The 22,150-nt window shown below is 40.4% G+C and carries 19 protein-coding genes; 18 read left to right on the plus strand and 1 reads right to left on the minus strand.

Annotated features, from left to right (window positions below; genetic code table 11):
* The first annotated feature begins 97 nt into the window (after window positions 1–97).
* The 18 genes from MFP28_RS04220 to MFP28_RS04305 all read left to right on the plus strand — a co-directional run bounded on the left by MFP28_RS04220 (window position 98) and on the right by MFP28_RS04305 (window position 21,938).
* Window positions 98–568 (plus strand): RNA polymerase sigma factor, encoded by a 471-nt coding sequence (locus tag MFP28_RS04220; RefSeq protein WP_050540615.1) that lies wholly within the window; start codon window positions 98–100, stop codon window positions 566–568.
* The gene (locus MFP28_RS04225) at window positions 555–1,553 is read left to right on the plus strand and encodes an anti sigma factor C-terminal domain-containing protein (RefSeq protein ID WP_002906137.1); all 999 of its coding nucleotides are present in this window, start codon (window positions 555–557) and stop codon (window positions 1,551–1,553) included. Before MFP28_RS04220 ends, MFP28_RS04225 begins: the two co-directional genes overlap by 14 nt.
* A gap of 122 nt (window positions 1,554–1,675) precedes the next feature.
* Complete coding sequence (tuf, locus tag MFP28_RS04230; RefSeq protein ID WP_002895003.1) at window positions 1,676–2,872, plus strand: elongation factor Tu; 1,197 nt, start codon at window positions 1,676–1,678, stop codon at window positions 2,870–2,872.
* A gap of 314 nt (window positions 2,873–3,186) precedes the next feature.
* The gene (locus MFP28_RS04235) at window positions 3,187–4,515 is read left to right on the plus strand and encodes a lipopolysaccharide biosynthesis protein (protein WP_002906138.1); all 1,329 of its coding nucleotides are present in this window, start codon (window positions 3,187–3,189) and stop codon (window positions 4,513–4,515) included.
* Between the two features lie 6 nt (window positions 4,516–4,521).
* Window positions 4,522–5,514 (plus strand): glycosyltransferase family 8 protein, encoded by a 993-nt coding sequence (locus MFP28_RS04240; protein WP_002906140.1) that lies wholly within the window; start codon window positions 4,522–4,524, stop codon window positions 5,512–5,514.
* 36 nt (window positions 5,515–5,550) lie between these two features.
* Window positions 5,551–6,267 carry a glycosyltransferase family 2 protein gene (locus MFP28_RS04245; protein ID WP_002906141.1) on the plus strand — a complete coding sequence of 239 codons (717 nt, stop codon included), beginning with the start codon at window positions 5,551–5,553 and terminating at the stop codon, window positions 6,265–6,267.
* A complete protein-coding gene (locus MFP28_RS04250) occupies window positions 6,267–6,626 on the plus strand; it encodes a DUF2304 domain-containing protein (protein WP_002897243.1) in 360 nt (119 codons plus the stop codon). The genes MFP28_RS04245 and MFP28_RS04250 overlap by 1 nt, the downstream gene beginning before the upstream one ends.
* On the plus strand, window positions 6,616–7,395 hold the full coding sequence (locus tag MFP28_RS04255) for a glycosyltransferase family 2 protein (RefSeq protein ID WP_002906143.1): 780 nt from the start codon (window positions 6,616–6,618) through the stop codon (window positions 7,393–7,395). Before MFP28_RS04250 ends, MFP28_RS04255 begins: the two co-directional genes overlap by 11 nt.
* 24 nt (window positions 7,396–7,419) lie before the next feature.
* Window positions 7,420–10,401 (plus strand): rhamnan synthesis F family protein, encoded by a 2,982-nt coding sequence (locus tag MFP28_RS04260; protein WP_002906144.1) that lies wholly within the window; start codon window positions 7,420–7,422, stop codon window positions 10,399–10,401.
* Window positions 10,388–11,695, plus strand: coding sequence for a DUF2142 domain-containing protein (locus MFP28_RS04265; protein WP_002906146.1), 1,308 nt, complete (start codon window positions 10,388–10,390; stop codon window positions 11,693–11,695). Before MFP28_RS04260 ends, MFP28_RS04265 begins: the two co-directional genes overlap by 14 nt.
* Window positions 11,696–11,698: 3 nt before the next feature.
* Window positions 11,699–12,946, plus strand: coding sequence for a glycosyltransferase family 4 protein (locus MFP28_RS04270; RefSeq protein WP_002906147.1), 1,248 nt, complete (start codon window positions 11,699–11,701; stop codon window positions 12,944–12,946).
* A gap of 113 nt (window positions 12,947–13,059) precedes the next feature.
* Window positions 13,060–14,208, plus strand: coding sequence for a beta 1-4 rhamnosyltransferase Cps2T (gene cps2T, locus MFP28_RS04275; protein WP_002906149.1), 1,149 nt, complete (start codon window positions 13,060–13,062; stop codon window positions 14,206–14,208).
* On the plus strand, window positions 14,205–15,140 hold the full coding sequence (locus tag MFP28_RS04280) for a glycosyltransferase family 2 protein (RefSeq protein ID WP_002906151.1): 936 nt from the start codon (window positions 14,205–14,207) through the stop codon (window positions 15,138–15,140). Before cps2T ends, MFP28_RS04280 begins: the two co-directional genes overlap by 4 nt.
* Window positions 15,141–15,145: 5 nt before the next feature.
* A complete protein-coding gene (locus tag MFP28_RS04285; RefSeq protein ID WP_002897250.1) occupies window positions 15,146–15,952 on the plus strand; it encodes an ABC transporter permease in 807 nt (268 codons plus the stop codon).
* A complete protein-coding gene (locus MFP28_RS04290; RefSeq protein ID WP_002906153.1) occupies window positions 15,952–17,157 on the plus strand; it encodes an ABC transporter ATP-binding protein in 1,206 nt (401 codons plus the stop codon). The genes MFP28_RS04285 and MFP28_RS04290 overlap by 1 nt, the downstream gene beginning before the upstream one ends.
* A 16-nt stretch (window positions 17,158–17,173) precedes the next feature.
* Window positions 17,174–18,844 carry a rhamnan synthesis F family protein gene (locus tag MFP28_RS04295; protein WP_002906154.1) on the plus strand — a complete coding sequence of 557 codons (1,671 nt, stop codon included), beginning with the start codon at window positions 17,174–17,176 and terminating at the stop codon, window positions 18,842–18,844.
* 57 nt (window positions 18,845–18,901) lie between these two features.
* Window positions 18,902–21,370 (plus strand): LTA synthase family protein, encoded by a 2,469-nt coding sequence (locus tag MFP28_RS04300; RefSeq protein WP_002906155.1) that lies wholly within the window; start codon window positions 18,902–18,904, stop codon window positions 21,368–21,370.
* A 79-nt stretch (window positions 21,371–21,449) separates the two neighbouring features.
* Entirely contained in the window at window positions 21,450–21,938 is a 489-nt protein-coding gene (locus MFP28_RS04305) for an EbsA family protein (RefSeq protein ID WP_002906156.1), read from the plus strand.
* Here the strand turns inward: MFP28_RS04305 and MFP28_RS04310 are convergent.
* Window positions 21,935–22,132 (minus strand): ferredoxin, encoded by a 198-nt coding sequence (locus MFP28_RS04310; RefSeq protein ID WP_317627902.1) that lies wholly within the window; start codon window positions 22,130–22,132, stop codon window positions 21,935–21,937. The two genes, MFP28_RS04305 and MFP28_RS04310, sit on opposite strands and share 4 nt — an antisense overlap.
* Between the last annotated feature and the right edge of the window lie 18 nt (window positions 22,133–22,150).

Here is a 22,150-nt window from a genome sequence, read left to right on the forward strand (position 1 = left end):
CGGTTTTTTCTATTTTTGTAACCAAAAGACTTTTCCATTCGTTATACTAGTGAAGGAGGGGGGTGAGCTTATCAAACTAGATGAATATGAAACAATCTTGATAGGCTTTGCTCGCGAGATTGTCTCCTATCTGCAGAAGTCAGGGGCTTCTAAAGTGGAAGCAGAAGATGTAGTGCAGGACGTTTTTGTCAAGATGTTGGAAACAGAAGTTATTATTCCGGCGGAAAAGATGCGAGCTTGGATGTATCGAGTTTCCATTCGGCGCTATATCGACAGATATAGGAGAGATAAACGTTATTTGGAGATTTTGCGAAAAGAATTTTTTGGAAAGGATCTGGTCAATCCCTTTGAAAATGAAGATTATGAGCTGCTAAGAAGTATGATAGAAGATCTGCCACTCAAGGAAGCTACGCTTTTAGAACTCTATTATTTTCAAGATTTCACGGTCAAGGAGATTGCCCAAATTATGTTTTACTCAGTGAGCAAGGTCAAGATTCAGCTGATGCGCAGTCGTGCTAAACTCCGAAAGGAGCTGGAAAAGAAAGGATATCGAAATGGAAACATTTGAAAATGTTGCAAAGAAAAGCAGAAGAAAAAGACTCTGGAAGACAGTCGTCATTAGTTCCTTTGTATCTTTAGTTCTCTTAGGTCTTCTAGGAAAGGGGCTGGTAGAATTAGCCTCTAGTAACGGACGAGACTTACAAAAACAGTACGAAGTTATGTCCGAAATCGCCTATCCTAATGTTGACTATGATAGTCTTTACCACACTCAAACTTCCTTTTTTTCAGGGACCTTACGTTCCGATCGTTTCAAGGATTTAGATGGAGTGAAGGTGGCTTATCCTTCCTATGAGGGAAACTATTCACTCATAGGTGCTTTTAGAGATCCGACTGCGGAAGGGACTTATTTGTCTCTCTCAGGAACCTATACGCGAACCTTGCGTCAAAAATATCCGGTCTTCTATAATATCAATGCCAAAGGGACAAAGGATAGTAATTCTATGCCTAAAGAGTTGGCTTCTGTCAAAGAAATGCCGAATCAATTGGTGGAAGTAGCTTTGACTTTTGATAAGCCTTATACCTATAAGGAAATCCAGCAGATGATACCGAACAATCTCAAAATCAACTGGTACTGGATTGGCAGTCAGTCAGAAGATAGTGAAAATGGTATTGAACTGTATTCTGATCCCAAGCTGACCTATGGAGCTAACGCTAGTCTTCTCTTTACTTATGATTCAGATGTTAGGAAGAAGGCAAAAGAGGCTAAGAAAGAGCAGCAGACTTTCTTGGATTATCTGAAAAAGGCAGATAAAAATCTTTTCCCAAGTGTTAGTGGGTACAACATGTACAATGAGGTTGAGTCCTATCTCAAGAAATTTGGTCAGCTAGATATTCGTGAAGCAGAAAATCGGGATCAATTGACCTTTTCTGGTATTATTCTGACTGGGAAAGCTGAGAATTTCAGCCAATTAGAAGGGAAAGAATGGATTGCTGCTTCGAGTATTGGTGCTTCCGTTTCCAATCAGCCTTACTATCAGTTAGACAAGGAATAATTCACAAAAAAATGCTAAAAGACTTGCATTTTCATTTAAATTTGATAAAATAGTAAGGAAAGTTAGACTGTATTGCCTACTGTCTATCTATAAAATATATTTTATTGGAGGCTTTTACTCAAATGGCAAAAGAAAAATACGATCGTAGTAAACCACACGTTAACATTGGTACTATCGGACACGTTGACCACGGTAAAACTACTTTGACAGCAGCTATCACAACTGTATTGGCACGTCGCTTGCCTTCAGCAGTTAACCAACCTAAGGACTATGCGTCTATCGATGCTGCTCCAGAAGAACGCGAACGCGGAATCACTATCAACACTGCGCACGTTGAGTATGAAACTGCTAAGCGTCACTACGCTCACATCGACGCTCCAGGACACGCGGACTACGTTAAAAACATGATCACTGGTGCCGCTCAAATGGACGGAGCTATCCTTGTAGTAGCTTCAACTGACGGACCAATGCCACAAACTCGTGAGCACATCTTGCTTTCACGTCAGGTTGGTGTTAAACACTTGATCGTCTTCATGAACAAAGTTGACTTGGTTGACGATGAAGAATTGCTTGAATTGGTTGAAATGGAAATCCGTGACCTCTTGTCAGAATACGACTTCCCAGGTGACGATCTTCCAGTTATCCAAGGTTCAGCTCTTAAAGCTCTTGAAGGTGACTCTAAATATGAAGACATCATCATGGAATTGATGGACACTGTTGATGAGTACATCCCAGAACCAGAACGCGATACTGACAAGCCATTGCTTCTTCCAGTCGAAGACGTATTCTCAATCACTGGTCGTGGTACAGTTGCTTCAGGACGTATCGACCGTGGTATCGTTAAAGTCAACGACGAAATCGAAATCGTTGGTATCAAAGAAGAAATCCAAAAAGCAGTTGTTACTGGTGTTGAAATGTTCCGTAAACAGCTTGACGAAGGTCTTGCAGGGGACAACGTAGGTGTGCTTCTCCGTGGTATCCAACGTGATGAAATCGAACGTGGACAAGTTATTGCTAAACCAGGTTCAATCAACCCACACACTAAATTCAAGGGTGAAGTTTATATCCTTACTAAAGAAGAAGGCGGACGTCACACTCCATTCTTCAACAACTACCGTCCACAGTTCTACTTCCGTACAACTGACGTTACAGGTTCAATCGAACTTCCAGCAGGTACTGAAATGGTAATGCCTGGTGATAACGTAACAATCGACGTTGAGTTGATCCACCCAATCGCCGTTGAACAAGGTACTACTTTCTCTATCCGTGAAGGTGGACGTACCGTTGGTTCAGGTATGGTTACAGAAATCGAAGCTTAATTCGATTCCGTTCCCAGATAACAATTATAGTCAGACACTAAACCCCGTGAAAACGGGGTTTTTTAGTATACAGAAGAATAAAAGGTAGTCGGTAATCTCCAGAATAGATAGCTTGATTTTGCAGAACCACCTTTAAGATGATTTAGGAAACGGAAAGAGAAGAAGTATAGATATAAGCTTGATAGAAGTTTTGTCCTTTTTAATTAGGTTGGAGAAGAAAGTATCATTTAAAAGAGAGATTCTTTCAAGAAGGATTTTCACTTTTCACTGAAAGTATAGTATAATAAGAAATAGAATACATTTGGAGAAGAAAAATGCCCTCAAAATCAGGATCATCACCTTATGCTAAAAATAATGACGGTAATAAAGAAATAGAAAAAATAATCTCAAAAGAAGGACTGAAAAATAACTATATATGGAACATGTTGGGGACAGTCTCATCTTCATTGATATCAGTCGTCTTGCTTCTACTAGCTTCTAGATTTCTAGATTCAAGAGATTCTGATATTTTTAGTATTGCTTATGCTCTTGGTCAGCAGTTCTTTGTTCTAGGTTATTTTCAAGTTAGAAATCTGCAATCTACGGATGTAAAAGAAAGATACCAATTTGGTTCTTATCATAATACGAGACTTTTTACGGTCTTTTTGATGATTTTAACATCGTTTATCTATACTCTATGGCAAGGGTATGATGTTTACAAATCTAGTATTATTTTATTGCTTGTTGTTTATCGGGCTATAGATGCGTATTCAGATGTTTTTCAAGGATTATTTCAGCAAAAAGATAGATCAGATTTAGCCGGAAAGGTGCAATTCTATAGGAGCTGGATTTGTATGTTAATATTTGCGATAGTCCTGGTGCTTACAAAATCATTGATGGTAGCTAGTATTGTTATTTGTTGTGCGAATTTTATTCTGACCTTCCCCTTAGATTTCAGAAACTGTAGATTACATTTTTCTCAGGAAAAGTTTTCGCCTAAACTCCATGATGACAGAAAAAATGTGTATTCTATTTTGAAAAATAGTTTTCCCTTGTTTTTAAATGGATTTTTGCTAACGTATATCTATAACGAGCCAAAAATTGATATTGATTACCTTTTGACAAATGGCTATTTTTCATCTGGGGTTCAAAGAGATTTTAATGTTCTATTCATGCCTGTCTTTGTCCTATCCCTTTTATTTTTCGTCCTGAGACCGTTGACTACACAGCTTTCCATTTATTGGAATGAAAAGAAATTTACACTATTTTTCAAACAGGTCAATACGCTAAATCTAGTAATGACTGTTTTAGGACTTGTTATTGTTATTTTGGGCTATCTGATTGGTACAGAAGTGCTTAGTGCTGTCTATGGTATCCAATTACAGGAGTATAAACTTCCTTTCACAATATTACTTATAGGCGGTATTTTGAATGTTTTTGCTCTAGTGGTTGATATCATTATGACCATCTTTAGAAAACAGCATTATCTGATGATAGCCTATTTATTGACATTTGCTGTTTCAAAATTTATTACTTTACCATTTATCCGTGATCAAAAATTGCTGGGAGCTGCTAATTCCTTTTTAATCTCCATGTGCGTCTTTTATGCAACAAGTCTGATTATTTATGGCGTTGCTAAAAATCAGGAAAAAAGAAAGAAGTAGAATTCTATGAATATCTTATTTACATTAAATGATGCGTTTGTACCTCAAGTTGCAACCTGTATGTGTTCTATATTTGAGAATAATAAATCTGCTGAGAATATTACAGTATATTTAATTGGCGAGAGGATAAGCCAAGAGAATCAAAATAAATTAAAAGAATTCGTTAAAAGTTACGATAGAAAAGTTTGTATTATTTCTATAAATAATATCGCAGACTATATTGACTTTGATTTTGATACAAACGGTTGGTCTTCAATTATTTTAGCACGTCTTTTTTTAGATAAACTTCTTCCACAAGAAGTTGATAGGATCTTATATCTCGATGGAGATACACTAGTTCTAGAAGATTTAGGTTCATTGTTTTATAGCGACTTGGGAGATAAGGTAATAGGTATGTGTCCCGAACCAACTGTGGATAAGTCAAGAAAGGAATTTCTAGCTTTGAAAGAGTACCCCTATCATAATTCGGGCGTCCTATTGATTGATCTAAAAAAATGGCGTAGGGAAGAGATTGGTAAAAAGGTCATAGAATTTTATCAGTTTCATGAAGGGAAGCTATTCGCACCAGACCAAGATGCCTTAAATGGAGCCTTGAAAGAGCAAATTTTTACCTTGCCAATTTCCTTTAATTATTTTAATATTTATGATGTTTATCCTTACAAAACGTTGAGTGAATTAAGTAAGCCAACTAAGTTTATATCACAGGAAGATTTTAATCATTTCCGAAAAGCACCTACAATTATTCACTATCTTGGTGAAGAGAGACCTTGGCGGAAAGGGAACACACATAGGTTTAAAAAGGAGTATCTCTATTATCTACACAAAACTCCATGGAAGGATACACCAATGGAAGAAGGTTGGCAGCTGTATTTTGTTTGTTTTAGAATCTTTAATATTGTTATGAAGCCTTTTCCAATGCTAAGATATAAGATTATCAATTCCCTAATCCCGAGCTTTATGAAATATAGAAAAAAACAGTTGCAGAAAAACAAAAAATAATGTAATGACATGTTATAGAAAGAATAGATTAAATTAATGAAAGTTTTAATGATAATTCCTGCTTATAATGAGGAAGAAAGTATTTTAAATACGGTTATGAGCATTGTAGAATATCGGAAGAAAGTTGATTTTGACTTAGACTACATAGTTATCAATGATGGGTCAGTTGACAGAACTAAGGAGATTTTGGATAGCCATCATCTGAATGCTATTCATTTGGTTATGAATTTAGGGATTGGCGGAGCTGTTCAGACGGGCTATAAGTATGCTCTTGAGAAGAATTATGATGTGGCCGTACAGTTTGATGGAGACGGCCAGCATGATATTGAGTCGCTGGATGCTTTGCTGGAGCCTATTCGTCGTCAGCAGGCTGATTTGGTTGTTGGTTCTCGTTTTATCGGTGACAAGTCTTCAGAATTTCAGACGACTTTTATGCGGCGTTTTGGCATTACCATTATTTCAGCTTTTATTAAATTAACAACAGGCAAAAGGATTCTGGATACCACATCAGGCTATCGTTTGGCCAATCGTGACATTATTCGACAATTCGCTGCGCGCTATCCTATCAAGTATCCTGAGCCAGAATCAATCGTCCATATCTTGAAGCGGAAATATAAAGTGGTGGAAGCACCAGCCAATATGTTTGAACGTGCAGGAGGAGTCTCCTCAATTACTCCGATTAAGTCCATTCGCTATATGATTGAAGTTTGCTCTTCGATCTTGATTGCTGCTTTTATGAAAGAGAGTGAATAATGTCCATTTTGTCTATTGTTATGCTAGTGGCTTCAGTCCTATTCCTGTATTTTGTCTTTCGGAATATCAATCAAAATAATATTTTATTTGAGCAAGCCTTTATGTGGATTATTATTGGCTTTGTACTGATTGTTATTTCTGTATTTGATTGGATTCCAGTTTCGATTGCCAAATTGTTGGGCTTTGAGTTGACCTCAAACTTTGTCATGTCCTTGGCCATCTTTTTCCTGCTGGTTATTGTTTTTTTACATACTATTTCCATTTCCAAGCAAAAGGAGCAAATCAAGCAGTTGGTGCAAGAACTGTCCATCATGAAGCAAAGAATGTCCAAGTTAGAGAGTGAAAAAGATGAAAAATAACCATACCTGGGTGATTTGCGCCTATGGCGAAAGTGAATTTTTAGAAGCTTGTATCCTGTCTTTGCAAGCTCAAACCTTGCCATCAAAGATTATCTGCTATAGCTCAACACCTCTAGATTCAATTAAGCAGCTGTGCCAGAAGTACGGTATTCCTTTTTACACGAAAGAAGGCGGTGGTATCGGTAAGGACTGGAATAATGCCCTTACCTTTGTTGAGACTTCTTATGCTACCATTGCTCATCAGGATGACTACTATGAGCCAACTTATCTAGAAGCAGTGATGCAAAAAATAGAGCAGTCGAAGGAGATTCTCATTGCCTATACAGACTATTTTGAAGAGAAAAATGGAGTTAAAATTCCGGCTAATACCAATTTGAAAATCAAGACTCTCATGCTTAAAACCATGAATCTGATGCCATCCAGCCGTTTTTGGAGAAATCGGGTCCTGGCTTTTGGCAATCCCATTTCCTGTCCGGCAGTGACTTACAACTTAGAGGCATTAAGGGATTTTCGATTTGATGAGGAAATGCGCGTGAGTCTGGATTGGTACGCTTGGTACAAGATTAGCGCCTATAAGGGTCGCTTTGCTTATATTTCTGAGAAGCTTATGTGCCACCGGATTCATGGAGAGTCTGAAACAACCAAGACTATTTCAGATAATACTCGAAGCAAAGAGGACTTGTTCATGTACCAGCTTTTCTGGCCTAAGTGGGTTGCTAATCTGATAAATAAAGCATACATGAAGAGTCAAGATGCTAACTCAAACTAATAGAGTTATTTACAAGGAAAGTATATGAAAGATTTAATATCTGTTGTTGTAACTTGTTACAACCATCAAGATTATATTGAACAGTGTTTGCGCAGTATTTTTGCTCAGACCTATCGAAATATTGAGTTACTGGTATTGGATGATGGCTCCTCTGACCATTCTGCTGAAATCATAGAGGCTGTTTTGGTGGATTCCCCTTTTCCGACGCGGTTTGAAAGCCATGAAAACATGGGGGTCGTCAAGACAAGAAACAAGGCTTTGCAGCAAATTCAAGGCACTTATTTTATTTTTGTGGATAGTGACGATTTTCTGGATTCAGACTATATTGAGAGCTTCTATATAAGCATGGTGCAAGAGGAGGCAGATATTGTCTACGGTGATTTGTATGATCCTGATAAAAAGGAAGTTTACCTTAAATCACGGCCTTATGACAAGCTAGCTTTCTTAACGGAAAATTTTATTTCCAACTGTTCTCTCATTCGTCGTTCGGTTGCTGATGGTATTTATTATGATGAAGCTCTGAATCGTGAAAAACTGGAAGACTATGATTTCCTTTTAAACTTAATTATCAATCAAGGCGCGAAACCAGTTTATGATGCAAAAACAAAGCTGAATTATCGGGTCTTTGATAAGGAATCAATCTCTAAACGGAATTCTACGAGATATCATTACGAAATGTATCTGAAAATTCTGCGTAAGTATGTAAAACAGATACCAGATGAAATTTACCAAGCTCTGGGCAAGAACATATTTACACTGGAAGGACGTTTGGATGAACTGATTCAGCATATGGATAAAGTGAACGACTATGTTCTTGAACTGCAGGAGGATCAGCGGCAGTTACATAAAAATCTAGACTCCTTGAAATCCAGACTGAGAACGATAAAAGAACAGCGTGATGAGGCTATTCAGGAGCAGTTTCGTATTCGCCGATCTATTTCCTATCGGCTGGGGAATGGCGTGATTACGCCATTGAAACGTCTGGCTCGATTAGTCAAAAATCCTCGCAGTATCAAAGCTGTTTTAAGTCGGATTAAGCAACAGCTGGTTCGTTTGAAACGCCAAGTTAAGTCTCCTAAGGTTCATTATTATCAATGGCTGCGGAACTCTCAACGAGAAAAAGCTTTAGCTTCAGTTTCAAGCGGCGAAAAAGTCTTAGTCTATGTCATTTTTGAATCCGAGCCACGCTTGCAGCAATATAAAGTAATCTTTTTAGAAAAGTTAGCAGCTTTGGCTGATAAGACTCTCATCGTCGTTAACGGCGGACTGGCTGCAGAAGATTTAGAAATCTTAGGACAATATGGACAAGTCTTGGTGCGGGATAATACCGGCTATGATACGGCAGCTTTTCGTGAAGGCATTCTTTCCTTAGGAAAGGAAACGCTACAGCATTGTTCTCAGCTGATGCTCGTCAATGACACCAATATCGGACCTATGAGTGATCTGGCGGCTGTCTTTCAAACTATGGTTGGCCGAAATCTTGATTTTTGGGGAATTTCCTATGGTGAAACTCAGGAAGATATCACTGGTTTTAACCGCTATGGTTACATTCCCAACCACCTACAGTCTTATTTTTTGGTGATTGAGCCTTTGCTGCTTCAGTCCGAAGAATTCTACGACTATTGGCAAGTACTGACTGACACGGATTCACGGGAAGAAGCTATCGGAAAGCATGAAACGACTTTTACCAAGTACTTTGCTGACTTGGGCTATCGTTACGACGCCTTGGTTCACGAAAATCGGGATTCGGCTATGTATATTCACCCATTAAGGATGTTAAAGGCGGGCAGTCCTCTGATTAAGTATACTTCTTTGAAGAATTATGATGATCAGCAGTTTTTGTGGCAAGGTCTGGAAAGAGAATCGGAAGTTCCTGATTTGTTGGACTACGTTCGGGAGAAGACAGATTATCCAGTAGAAATTCTTGAGAACATTGTTCAAAAATTCAAAGATGTGCCTCGTGATCAATATATCCTCATCATTGACGGTGTAGAGAATATCATTCCGCAGTGTACGCGCTACCGTGTGCTCAATAAGGCAGAGCAGCTTAGAAAGAATGGCTTTGCTGTGAAAGTGGTCAATGCGTCTAAGTTTAGTCTGGATCAGGCCCAGTATGCCAGCCACATCATTATCTACCGCGCTCCTTGGTCCGCTCAACTCCAGCTTTTATGTGATTTGGCTCGGGAGGAGCATAAGCCAGTTTATTTTGATATTGATGATTTGGTCTTTGATACCCTTTATACCGACCAGCTAAGCTATACACAAGGCTTATCTGAGAAGGAAAAGGGCAATTATGATGCTGGGGTGAAGAATTACGGAAAAATGCTGGCGGCTTGTGATGGAGCGATTACCTCCACTAATCAGTTAAAAGAGGAATTGCTCAAATACAAGGACTCAGTTCTGCTGAATCGTAATCTGGCGTCCAGCGAATTGATTGCGGTTAGCTCGCAGTTCTTGAAGGAAGACTTTGGTGAAGACGATAGAATCAAAATCGGCTATTTCTCTGGCTCCATCAGCCACAATGAAAATTTTGAGCTCATCAAGCCGGCTATCAAAGAAGTGCTGGACAACTACCCATCCGTGGAGCTTCATATTGTAGGGCACTTGGATATCCCGCAGGATATGAAACAATATACGCAGCGTATTGTTGTCCATGAGTATGTGGACTGGAAGGCCTTGCCTCAGTTGATTAGCCAGGTTGATATTAATCTAGCTCCGCTGGTTGACTCAGTCTTTAATCGGGCCAAGTCAGAAATCAAGTGGATAGAAGCAGCTCTAGTCAAGGTGCCAACGATTGCCAGTCATATCGGTGCTTTTTCTGATATGATGATTGACGGTCAGACTGGACTTTTGGCTAAAGATGGTGAATGGAAAGAAAAGCTGGAAAGCCTGATTCTTTCTGCGGATTTACGCAGAGAACTGGCGGAGAATGCCTACGCTTTTGTATTAGAAAATTGCAGTTTAGATAAAAAAGATGAAATGGTGACTTATTTTGAAAAGAAATAAAGAAGTAAAAGTTGAGAATATTTTCTTGCTGCTGGCAAGTATCTTTGTCTTGACTTTTATGATTGCACAGCCGATTAATCGAGTGCCTGATGAGACCAATCACGCTCGTATGACATGGGAAATCTTCCATAAACCTACCAGTCGAACATATAAATGGATGGACAAAATCCCATCCACTCCGAATGTTTCGCCGGCAGAGTACAAGCAGCTGTTCTCAGAGAAGATAGATCTGGCGCAAGAAGAGTTTGCCTTTGGCTTTAATCTCAAGGCTATCTCTTTCCTGCCTCAGCTCATAGGTATGACCTTAGGAAGCTTGCTTTATCCGTCAGTAGGCTTCATCGTGATGATGGGGCGGCTCTTTAATGCCTTGGCATACATCATCGGGGTTTATCTGCTGATTAAATATTTCAAATATGGCAAAAAAGCTCTGCTTTTCCTATCTCTTTTGCCTATTATGGTCCAGCAGGCAGCTTCTCTCTCTTATGATGTGATGAGCTATCTGGAGATTATGCTGGCGGTTGGCTTTTTGACCAATATTGCCTACCATAAGAGATTTACTAATAGAAATGTACTGGAGCTTTTGGTGATTTCTATAGGCCTCTTTGTCACTAAACCGAATAATGTCCTTTTATTAGGCTTGCTGCCTTTTGTTGACTTTGAGTTTGAAGGATTCCTTGCGGTTCTGAACAAGCCTTTTGTTGCAACCAAAGCTTTTGTAGCTCGTTATCGCCCTATCTTCTATGTACTTGGCTTTTCCGCTTTCTTTCTTGCCTTGCATCTGGCATTTCGCAATCAGGGAGGGCTCTTGCACTATGGCCAAGTCTTGCTGAATACGCTCTTTAAGCAAAGTGTTAATGGCGACTTGAATACGATTTTGACAATTGGTATGTTTGGCTTTTTGGGGAATTTTACTATCCAGCTGCCGCTTTGGTTGATTTTTATCGATGTGGCAGTTTTGGCGCTTATCTTTTTGCAGTCGCAGAAAGATTTTATGACCATGGGCTACGCAGTCATGTCGCGGTATCTGTTTCTGGTTCAAGTGATTGCTGTTGTGTCAATTATGTATCTGCAGTGGACACCCATTGTCCTCGGTAAAGGTGCCATGATATCAGTTGGTGCTCAGGGACGTTATTTTACACCCTTCTTGATCTTACTGCTACCAACTGTTGCTAATCTAGGAACCTTGGATATTAAAGACAGAGTGGTGAATCAAATGATGGTTGGGACTCTGGTAGCTAACTTCTTGGTTTCCCTCTACTTGATGGTGCCCTTTTATTGGAATGTATTAGGATAAGCTATGAAAAAAAAGATATTATTCATTTCGCCGACTGGAACGCTGGATAATGGAGCTGAAATCTCTATTGTCAATTTGATGGAATACCTGGTAGAGACGGGCCATCAGGTTATCAATGCGATTCCGGATTATCATGTAGCCGTTCAGCAAGACTATATATCCAGCCTGGCAGCCTTGGATATTGAGACTATAGCCTTGCCTTCAGTTAAATGGTGGTGGGAGGACGCGCCTGGTGGCCTGCCAGGTAGTCCTGAGTCTAGAGCTCGGTCTTATCAAGAAAATACCTCAGCGCTCAGAAAGATACTAACGGAGCGAAAGATTGATTTGGTTATTACCAATACGGTCAATATGTTTCAAGGTGCAGTGGCAGCGGCCTGCGAGGATGTTCCGCATTTCTGGCTGATTCATGAATTTCCTGACGGAGAGTTTGGCTACTATAAGGAAAAGCTAGATTTTATCAGTGATTATTCGCAGGAAATATTTGCAGTTAGAGGTGCCTTGCAGAGACAGTTACAGGAGCTGCTGCCAAACAGAAAAGTCTTGTCTTTTGCCCCTTTTACGAAAATTCATCCTACTAATACAGGAGAAAAGGATGGAGCCGAAAGGCGTATTGTGTCAGTCGGACGTTTGACAGAGCGGAAAAATCAATTAGAATTGATAAAAGCCTATAACCAGCTATCTCAGCCAAAACCGACCTTAGTTTTTATCGGTGCCTGGGATGAGGAGTACAAAAAAAGATGCGATACTTATATCTCTGAACATCAGGTAAAAAATATTAGCTTCCTGGGACACAAGGACAATCCTTGGTCAGACGTGACGGCAGCAGACTTAGTGGTATTTCCTTCTGCGATGGAAACCTTTGGTTTAGTCTATATTGAAGCGATTATGAATGGCCTTCCGACCATTTTGTCGGATAATCCTGGTCATCTATCCGCCTATGAAATCTTTGAAGAAGGCCAGCTGTATTCATCTGGCAATATCGAGGAGTTGGCTGATAAGATAAATATTTCCTTGGCAAACTTTGAAAGATTAAAAGACCAGTCGGTGGCCAATCTTGGCAAGATTCAAGAGCGCTACACAGTTCAGAGTGTTTACCAGACCTTATTGGATAAGATTGAAAATACTGAAATGTATCAGGCTAACTCCTTGCGCCATGTCAAGTGCTTATTGGATACAAATTTACCCTCTCAACCAGCCAGCTCTTTCTTACGCAAAGTGAAAAATAAGCTGCTTTCTGGTAGAAGAGGTTAAAGAAAGAAAAGGACAAGTTCAGCCGCGGCTCTACCTGTCCTTTTTGTATTATACAAACACACTAGAAAGTGGTATAATAGAATGGATTGTAAAATCTTGAATTGAGGGAAATCATGAAACATGTCTTCATCATTGGGAGTCGGGGACTTCCTGCCAAATATGGAGGATTTGAAACCTTTGTCGAGAAATTGACAGAGCATCAAATCTCTTCTCACATCCAATATCATGTGGCTTGCTTATCAGATGATGAAGCTTTTCATCATTTTGATTACAAGGGGGTAGACTGTTTTACAGTCAAGCCACCTAAGCTTGGCCCAGCCCGAGTAATTGCCTATGATATGATGGCTGTCTCCTATGCCCTCAAGTTTGCTAAAAAAGAGCAGATTGAACAGCCTATTTTTTACATTCTTGGAAATACGATTGGTGCTTTTATCTTTCCATTTGCTCGTCGTATCCATCAGGCAGGCGGTAAATTCTTTATCAATCCTGACGGGTTGGAGTGGAAGCGGGCCAAGTGGTCTAAGCCAGTCCAAGCCTATCTCAAATATTCTGAGAAGGTTATGACCAAGCACGCAGACTTGGTTATCGCGGACAATCAAGGCATTGAAAGCTATATTCAAAAAGCTTATCCTTGGTCTAAAACGACCTGTATCGCTTATGGAACCGACCTTTATCTGTCCAATTTGACAGAAAACGAAGGCAAGGTCAGGGTCTTCTTTGAAAAGTGGGCCAGTAAGGAAAAAGACTATTACCTCATTGTCGGACGCTTCGTTCCGGAAAACAACTATGAAACCATCATTCAAGAATTCATGAAATCCAAGACCCAACGTGATTTGCTGATTATCTGCAATCATGAGGGCAATCCTTATTTTGAAGATCTCAAGCAGAAAACAGGCTTTGACCATGATTCTCGCATTAAATTTGCTGGGACGGTCTATGATCAGAATCTACTCAAATATATCCGTAACCATGCTTTTGCGTACATACATGGCCATGAGGTTGGCGGGACCAATCCGGGACTCTTGGAAGCACTAGCTCAGACAGATGCCAATCTGGTGCTAGATGTGGACTTTAACCGTAAGGTAGCAAAAGAGACGACTCTGTACTGGCAAAAAGAACCTGGTCAGCTGGCCCAGCTGATTGACCGAGTAGATGCTCAAACTGATTTTACGGAGCTAGGTCAAGCCGCCAAAGAAAATATGAAAGAAAACTACACCTGGGAAAAAATTGTGGGTGAATACGAGGATTTATTTTTATCATGAAAGTGACCATTCTTCTGTCCACCTATAATGGGGAGCAGTTTCTGGCCGAGCAGATTAAGAGTATTCAAGAGCAGACATATAAGGGCTGGCAACTGCTGATTCGTGATGATGGCTCTACAGATGGGACGCGGGCTGTCATTGAGGACTTTTGCCGCAAGGATGACCGCATTGCCTTTATCAATCGGGGAAATCCACAAAATCTGGGTGTCATTCAGAGTTTTCATAGCCTGCTTCAATACCAAGATTCGGATTTCTATCTCTTTAGCGACCAAGATGACGTTTGGCTGCCAGACAAGATTGCCATGCAATTGGCTGAGGCAGACAAATATGATAGCAGTCAGCCCTTGCTGGTGTATACTGACTTGAAGGTCGTGGATCAAGAGCTACAGGTTGTTCATGAAAGTATGATTCGCACTCAGTCAGATCACGCTAATACAGAACTAGTCCAAGAGTTGACGGAGAATACGGTGACGGGTGGCGTTTCTATGATTAATCGCGCCTTGGCCCAACTTTGGACTGGGAAAGAAGAACATGAACTGCTCATGCACGACTGGTATTTGGGCTTGCTGGCTGCGGCTTTTGGCAATCTAGTCTATATTGACAAGCCGGGTGAGCTCTATCGTCAGCATTCGAATAATGTGCTGGGAGCTCGAACGCTCAGAAAACGAGTAAAAAACTGGGTGCGTCCCCATGTTCTTTTTACCAAATATTGGAAATTGATAAAAGACAGTCAGACCCAGGCTAGAAATTTGCTGGTCCTGCCGCTGACTGCTGAAAATAGAGAGTTAATTGAGAACTTTGTGACCATTATGGAGGTTTCTACCAAGGAGCGCTGGCGCAGGATTCGCCAGTATGGCTACCGTAAAAACCGCACTTTCCATACCCTTGTTTTTACAAGCCTCATTCTCACAAAGTTTGCTTATAAGGAGTAATATTCATGGATTTTTTTAGTAAAAAAAATCGAATTCTTTTGAAAGAATTAATCAAGACGGATTTTAAGTTGCGTTATCAAGGATCTTTGGTCGGCTATCTCTGGTCGATTTTGAAGCCATTGATGATGTTTACCATCATGTATTTGGTCTTTGTCCGCTTTTTGCGCTTTGATGACGGGACACCCCACTATACAGTAGGGCTTTTGCTGGGGATGGTTTTCTGGTCTTTCTTTACTGAAGCCACCAATATGGGCATGCTTTCCATCGTTTCTCGGGGAGATTTGCTTCGTAAATTGAACTTTCCAAAACATACCATCGTCTTTTCATCGGTTCTTGGAGCAGCTATCAATTTTCTGATTAATCTAGTCGTTGTTTTCCTTTTCGCCTTGATCAATCAGGTGGAATTCGGCTTGCATACGCTAGTAATTATTCCTCTTTTTCTGGAAGTATTGGTCTTGGCAATGGGCTGTGCCCTCATGCTTTCTTCCTTGTTTGTGAAGTATCGGGATATTGGACCGATTTGGGAAGTGGCTCTTCAAGCAGGAATGTACGCCAGCCCGATTATCTACTCTCTGAACTTCCTTTTGGATGGTAAAAAACTTTTTGTAGCTAAAATTATGATGCTCAATCCGATTGCCCAGATGCTGCAGGATATGCGCCATTTCATTGTTGCTCCTGTTAATGTCAGAGGCTGGGATATTGTGAATAACAAACTAATCGCCCTCATCCCTTACTTGATTCCTTTTGTGATATTGGCTCTAGGTTTGTTCTTCTTTAATAAAAATGCTAAGAGATTTGCGGAGATTTTATAATGTCAAATAATATTGCAGTAAAAGTCGACCATGTAAGTAAATTCTTTCGATTGCCTACTGAGGCTACTCAGAGTTTGAGAACCAGTCTGGTCAATCGTTTTAAGGGGATTAAAGGCTACAAAGAACAGCATGTTTTGAAAGATATTTCCTTTGAGGTCGAAAAAGGGGACTTCTACGGGATTGTCGGCCGCAATGGCTCTGGTAAGTCTACCCTCCTGAAAATTATCTCTGAGATTTATATTCCGGAGAAGGGCAAGGTAACTATTGATGGTAAGTTGGTTTCCTTTATTGAGCTGGGTGTCGGATTCAATCCAGAACTAACTGGCCGCGAAAATGTCTATATGAACGGTGCCATGCTGGGATTCTCAACAGAAGAAGTAGACGCCATGTACGATGATATCGTGGAGTTTGCCGAGCTGGGAGAGTTTATGAACCAAAAACTCAAGAACTACTCCAGCGGTATGCAGGTTCGTCTGGCCTTTTCAGTGGCCATCAAAGCTCAGGGTGATATTCTGATTTTGGACGAGGTTTTGGCTGTTGGGGACGAAGCCTTTCAGCGTAAGTGTAATGACTATTTCAAAGATCGCAAGGAGTCAGGTAAGACGACCATTCTGGTGACCCATGACATGGGAGCTGTTAAAAAATATTGTAATAAGGCCGTCTTGATTGAAAATGGCTTGGTCAAGGCTATCGGCAATCCTGATGATGTGGCAAACCAGTACAGTCTGGACAATGCGACTGAAACAAAAGCCATGAACGAAGGATTCCAGGTTGAGAATGCAGCAGTTTCTGATTTGAAGGTTAAGCTCTTGCATTCGCCTCAGATTTCACCTGAACAAGAGATTGAATTTGAAATTTCTTATCGGGTTAATCAAGACCTCCCGACCTATGTTTCCTTTTCTCTGACAGATATCGATCGAACTATCTGGCTTTACAATGATAATTCCATGGATCAGCCGACAGAAGGACCTGGACAGAAGCGCTTGACTTATAAGTGCCATGTGTCACAGATAAATAACGCTAAGTTAAAGCTGCAGGTTTCAGTGAGGGATCAGGAAGAACAGATTCTAGCCTTTGCAGACTCTCAGAACAACCCTGTTATCTTAGTCAATCGCCAGGATATTAAGGATGACGATGTCTCTGCTAAGGATTCTGCCACTGGCTTAATCCAGCGTAATGGCAGTTGGAAGATTTCTCAATCATAAAGAATAAGGTATTTTCATGGAACGAATATTACTCTATGTTCATTTCAATAAATGCAATCATATAAGCGGTCATGTCTTCTATCAATTGGAGCAGCTAAAGCCGCTTTTTTCTAAGATTCTTTTTATTTCAAATAGTTCTTTGAGCAATGAGGACAAATGCCGGCTGAGAGAAGACTTGGGAATTTCTGACTTGCTTGAGCGTGATAATCGAGGCTTTGATTTTGCAGCCTGGCGTGACGGTATTAACTGGCTGGGTTTTGACACTTTGGAGAACTCAGACTCCCTGACTCTCATAAACGACACTTGCTTTGGTCCACTATGGGATTTGGCGCCCATTTATCAGCGCTTTGAAGAGGATTCGCAAGTCGATTTTTGGGGAATGACTAATTTTCGCAAGACCAGATACTTTGAAGAACACCTGCAGAGCTACTTTGTCACCTTTAAGCAGTCAGTTCTTAAAGACAAGGCTTTCCGAGAATTTTGGTCGCAGGTAGAAGATTTTACTGACGTTCAAGATGTGATAGACCATTACGAGACTAAGTTTACCAAGCGTTTTGTAGAGGCAGGATTCAGATATCAAGCTCTCCTTGATACCCGTCAGGAAGAAGCAGGAGAATTGCTTCATCCAGATTTTTCATACTATAAGCCTCTTAGGATTCTGGAAGCAAAGCTTCCTTTTCTAAAGGTAAAGGCTCTCACGGGCAATCCTTTTTTGGCTAGGTATTTGCTGGAAGATCTTGAAACCAACTCATCCTATCCGACTTCCCTGATTAGGGAACACCTGTTCTATCATTTTGGTCCAGACCTTCCTTGTTTGCTGCAGGATAAGTATTTGTCTCAGGCAACTTCGAACTATCGGACAAATCAGCCTGTCCTCCTGCATATCCATGTAACGGATCTTCCTATTTTTCAGCAGTATCAGAACAAGCTATTCTCTCTATCGTCTCAGTATCAGTATTTAGTGACTGTAACGCAGCCAGAAATGCTGAAACAGCTGCAGACAACTCTGGCTCATCTGGGCGATAAAGTTCAGCTTGTACTAAGCCAGAAATCTCATGCCTGGCTTGCCATGCTGGAGCAGAAGGAAATTCTGCAAGACTATGCTTATATCGGCCATCTATCTACTCATAGAATAATGGAAAATCAGGCTGTTTTTGACCAAGCTATGCGCTCTGATTTGATAAATCTGATGGTGGATTATGCGGATGCAAGCATAGAAGCGCTAGAACAGGAGTCTGCTGTAGGGCTGGTTATTCCAGATTTGCCACGTCTAGTCAGAGATGGCTTGTTTGAGTCAGAACCGCTGCGTCCAAGGCTGGCTGCTATCTGGCAGGAAGCTGGTTTGCATAAGTCTTTTGACTTTATGACTCCCCCTTCTCTGACGAGAGTCTACGGTGGCTTTGTATGGTTTAAATACTCTGCTTTGGCTAGTTTGTTCCAGATGAAGAGTTTAGAAAGCTTGCCATCCTCTGAGCAGGAGCTGTCTGATGTTTTAGAGCATTTATTGGTTTATCTAGCTTGGGACAGTCATTATGATTTCAAGATTATGCCCTTATCTTCCCTCCCCTCTTTACTGGACTGGCAGAGGAAAAAGGCAGAGTTGGCCGAGCAAAAAGAAAAATTAGGTCAGAAAAATTTATCTCAAAAGATTCGAAATCGTTTGTCCAATCTTTTAAAGAAAAAGTGAGATTCTTGGTTTACAAAAAATCTCGCTAGAGAATTTAACTATTTACCAGAAAGAAAAATGAAATTTTTACTCAACCACTATAAGCAGTTCTCATACCTGCTAATTAGTTTTTTACTTTTAGATATAGTTGCTGTTACGACAGTCTTATTGTTGGAGGAAGGCGAAGATTTGCGGAGCTATCCAGCCTTGTGGCTGGCCTTTCTGATGTTGCTTCCTCTTTTGTTTGGCTTGGGCAAGCTTTTGTCTCAGCTCTTCAGCAAAAGATTTTTCCTATGGTCAGCTATTATTTACGCTCTTTATACAGGATTTTCTTACTTACTGACAGTAACGCAGCATGTCAATGATTTTGAGTTCAAAGTAGATAGAGTGTTTAGCAATCATTTTTGGCAGCTTAACTCCCTGCCTGGCTTGCTTTTGATTTTCTTATTTGCGTATATTTTTATCCATTTTCCAAAGCTTAAAAAACGCTTCCCAGGTAAGTTCTTGCAGGTTGATAAGAAAAATAGAGAGGTACTGGAAAATCTTTTTCTATCCCAGCTCTTCCTATTTCTTGCTTTGATGGACGATAAGATGCCGGAATTGCTACACCACCAAAGCTATTTAGTGAATTTCCTTAAGGAAGGCAAGTTGGACATAACGCAGAATTTTATGCTAACTCTTCTCTTCCTTATCGCACTTATCTTTATCTTGCTTTCTCTCCCCAGCTTTCTAGCTGTGAAGGGATTGCGCGATCTCGCTCAGAATAAAGCCAGTGTGTCTGTAGCTTTTGTACTGAGTGCAGTGTTTGCTCTTGTCTTTAACTATACAATCCAAAATAGTATCCGAGGAGACGTGATTGTTTTGGATCAGTATCTTTTCACTGGAGCCAGTCTCTTTCAAATCATCGTTTTTTTCATGATTTTTATGGCTCTTTACCTGATTTTCAATCATTTTCTCCTGCCAACCATGCTGATAACAGCGTTAGTGGTGGTTGCTACCATAGCCAGTAGTCTGAAATTTCAGTATCGCCAAGAGCCGATTTTACCTAGTGATATGGTCTGGCTGAGAAACCCCAAGACCCTCTTTGACTTTCTCGGAGGCAATTATGGATTTTATGCTATCTTGGGACTAGTTGCTTTAGGCGCTTTCTACTGGTATTTGCGTAAGAAAATCTTGCCAGGCAAGCTCATTACCGTTCTTCAATACCAGCTCCTCTTGCTAGTCCTGCCCCTGGTCTTTTTCTTGGGAGTCATGGATATATTTGCCACTAAAAAGAATGGCAAAATAGTAGAGAATATCCCAGTCATTTCGGTCTTGAATAATTACCATGACCTGACTTGGATGGGAAATACTGTCAATTCACAGCTGCGCTCCCTTTCTTTTGTCTGGTTTTCACAGATGTCGGATACAACCATGATTGAGCCACGTGGCTATTCTAAGGAAAAGATTCAAGAGATAGAAAAAAAGTATAAGAATGTTGCGGAAGCTATTAACAAAGACCGCCAGAATAAAATCGAAGATCAAACGGTAGTTTATCTCCTGAGTGAAAGTTTTTCTGACCCTGCTCGGGTTGATGGCGTTACTATGTCTGAGAATCCAATTCCTTATATTCAGGAAGTTAAAACTCGCACCACCAGTGGACTTATGAAGTCAGACGGCTATGGTGGAGGAACGGCCAACATGGAATTTCAGACCCTGACAGGTTTGCCTTTTTATAATCTGTCTCCATCTATTTCGGTTCTCTATACTGAAATTGTCCCGAGGATGAATAGATTTCCTTCCATTAGTGATGCTTATTCATCTAAGAATCGGACAGTAATCCATCTGGCCTCCCCTAGCAATTATGCCAGAAATGTCATTTATCAGGATTTGGGATTTGATACCTTTATTCACTATGGCACTAAAGGCCTGAAAGGTGATAATATAGGTGGTAATTACAGCGATAAAACGACCTATAATCAGGTCTTGGAACATTTGAATGGCAAGCAGGGGCAATTTTTCTCTGTCATGACCATGCAGAACCACATGCCTTGGAGTGAGCCCAATCCTGTCTACATGTCTGCCAGCTATCCTGATTTTAGCAAGGAAGGGAACGAATCTCTTTCCAGCTATGTCAGAATGCTTTACCATACGGATCAGGCAACCATGGATTTTCTTGAGAAGCTTTCAAAGGTAGATAAAAAGGTAACAGTCGTCTTTTATGGCGATCATCTGCCAGGTCTCTATCCTCAGTCAGCCTTTAAAGAAGATCCAGAAAGCCAATATCTGACAGATTATTTCGTTTGGAGCAATTATGAAACTCCTAAACTCGATTATCCAAGAGTCAATTCTAGTGATTTCTCCGCTCTCTTGCTGGAGCAGACAAATTCCAAAGTATCACCTTACTATGCTTTATTAACAGAAGTATTGCATAAGGCCAGCGTGGATAAAAAGGAATTGGACGAAGAAGCTCAAGAAATAGCAGATGATTTGAAACTGATTGAGTATGATATGGTCAGAGGCAAGGGCTACTTGTCTGATAGCTTCTTTAAGACAGCAAAATCATAAATAAAAAAATAGAATAGGCAAGTCTACCTGTTCTATTTTTTCTTAATTTATGCTAAACTAATAGTATGGGGGTGTGAGCATGATAAAGATTTTCGGTAAGGTTCGCTATCACTGGCAGCCAGATGTAGCTATCCTGATAATATATTGGTCTTTATCGGTCATTCCGATTTTTGTTGGCCTGGCTTTGATGTATGAAAGCTCACGAGTGCCGACTCTTGTTCTGTTTTCTTTCTTCTTGTTCATGGTTTTGCTGGGAATGGGAGTTCATCGTTATTTTACCATTTATGACGATGGAACCTTGCGAATTATCACAGCCAATCCCTTTACTCCGATAAAGGTCAAGATTTCAGATATTGAAAAAGTCGAAGTGACCAAGACGTCAATTACCTTATATTTTAAAGGGCAGAGCCGCAGCCGGAGTTTTTGTATGCGCAAGTGGCCTAAGAAATATTTTGTTAATGCCCTGGCCCTTAATGAGCATTTTAAGGGTGAGGTAGAATTAGTAGATAATTTTACCCATATTGACTATTTTGAAGCTTACTATGGCAGTCAGTCCAAAAAAACCTAGTCTTTCAAAAGAGCTCGGGTTGGGCAATTTTTGATGGCTTCCACGACATCGGGTTCCACAGCGATTTCCTTTTCTAGGAGCTGGTCGTCCTGGTAAAATTTGACGATGCCATTGTCATGATAGTCAAAGAGATCAGAGTAGGTTTGACAGAGCCCACAGGCAATGCACCGTTCGGGAATGAGTGTTACTTTCATACCCATATTGTAATAAGA

Source organism: Streptococcus sanguinis, from assembly GCF_050234405.1.
Lineage (GTDB): Bacteria > Bacillota > Bacilli > Lactobacillales > Streptococcaceae > Streptococcus > Streptococcus sanguinis_W.

Excerpts from the sequence above, each read along its gene's own strand:
- MFP28_RS04225 (WP_002906137.1), top strand. The coding sequence starts at position 555 with ATGGAAACATTTGAAAATGTTGCAAAGAAAAGCAGAAGAAAAAGACTC.
- tuf (WP_002895003.1), top strand. The coding sequence starts at position 1,676 with ATGGCAAAAGAAAAATACGATCGTAGTAAACCACACGTTAACATTGGT.
- MFP28_RS04235 (WP_002906138.1), top strand. The coding sequence starts at position 3,187 with ATGCCCTCAAAATCAGGATCATCACCTTATGCTAAAAATAATGACGGT.
- MFP28_RS04240 (WP_002906140.1), top strand. The coding sequence starts at position 4,522 with ATGAATATCTTATTTACATTAAATGATGCGTTTGTACCTCAAGTTGCA.
- MFP28_RS04245 (WP_002906141.1), top strand. The coding sequence starts at position 5,551 with ATGAAAGTTTTAATGATAATTCCTGCTTATAATGAGGAAGAAAGTATT.
- MFP28_RS04250 (WP_002897243.1), top strand. The coding sequence starts at position 6,267 with ATGTCCATTTTGTCTATTGTTATGCTAGTGGCTTCAGTCCTATTCCTG.
- MFP28_RS04255 (WP_002906143.1), top strand. The coding sequence starts at position 6,616 with ATGAAAAATAACCATACCTGGGTGATTTGCGCCTATGGCGAAAGTGAA.
- MFP28_RS04260 (WP_002906144.1), top strand. The coding sequence starts at position 7,420 with ATGAAAGATTTAATATCTGTTGTTGTAACTTGTTACAACCATCAAGAT.
- MFP28_RS04270 (WP_002906147.1), top strand. The coding sequence starts at position 11,699 with ATGAAAAAAAAGATATTATTCATTTCGCCGACTGGAACGCTGGATAAT.
- cps2T (WP_002906149.1), top strand. The coding sequence starts at position 13,060 with ATGAAACATGTCTTCATCATTGGGAGTCGGGGACTTCCTGCCAAATAT.
- MFP28_RS04280 (WP_002906151.1), top strand. The coding sequence starts at position 14,205 with ATGAAAGTGACCATTCTTCTGTCCACCTATAATGGGGAGCAGTTTCTG.
- MFP28_RS04285 (WP_002897250.1), top strand. The coding sequence starts at position 15,146 with ATGGATTTTTTTAGTAAAAAAAATCGAATTCTTTTGAAAGAATTAATC.
- MFP28_RS04290 (WP_002906153.1), top strand. The coding sequence starts at position 15,952 with ATGTCAAATAATATTGCAGTAAAAGTCGACCATGTAAGTAAATTCTTT.
- MFP28_RS04295 (WP_002906154.1), top strand. The coding sequence starts at position 17,174 with ATGGAACGAATATTACTCTATGTTCATTTCAATAAATGCAATCATATA.
- MFP28_RS04300 (WP_002906155.1), top strand. The coding sequence starts at position 18,902 with ATGAAATTTTTACTCAACCACTATAAGCAGTTCTCATACCTGCTAATT.
- MFP28_RS04305 (WP_002906156.1), top strand. The coding sequence starts at position 21,450 with ATGATAAAGATTTTCGGTAAGGTTCGCTATCACTGGCAGCCAGATGTA.
- MFP28_RS04310 (WP_317627902.1), bottom strand. The coding sequence starts at position 22,132 with ATGAAAGTAACACTCATTCCCGAACGGTGCATTGCCTGTGGGCTCTGT.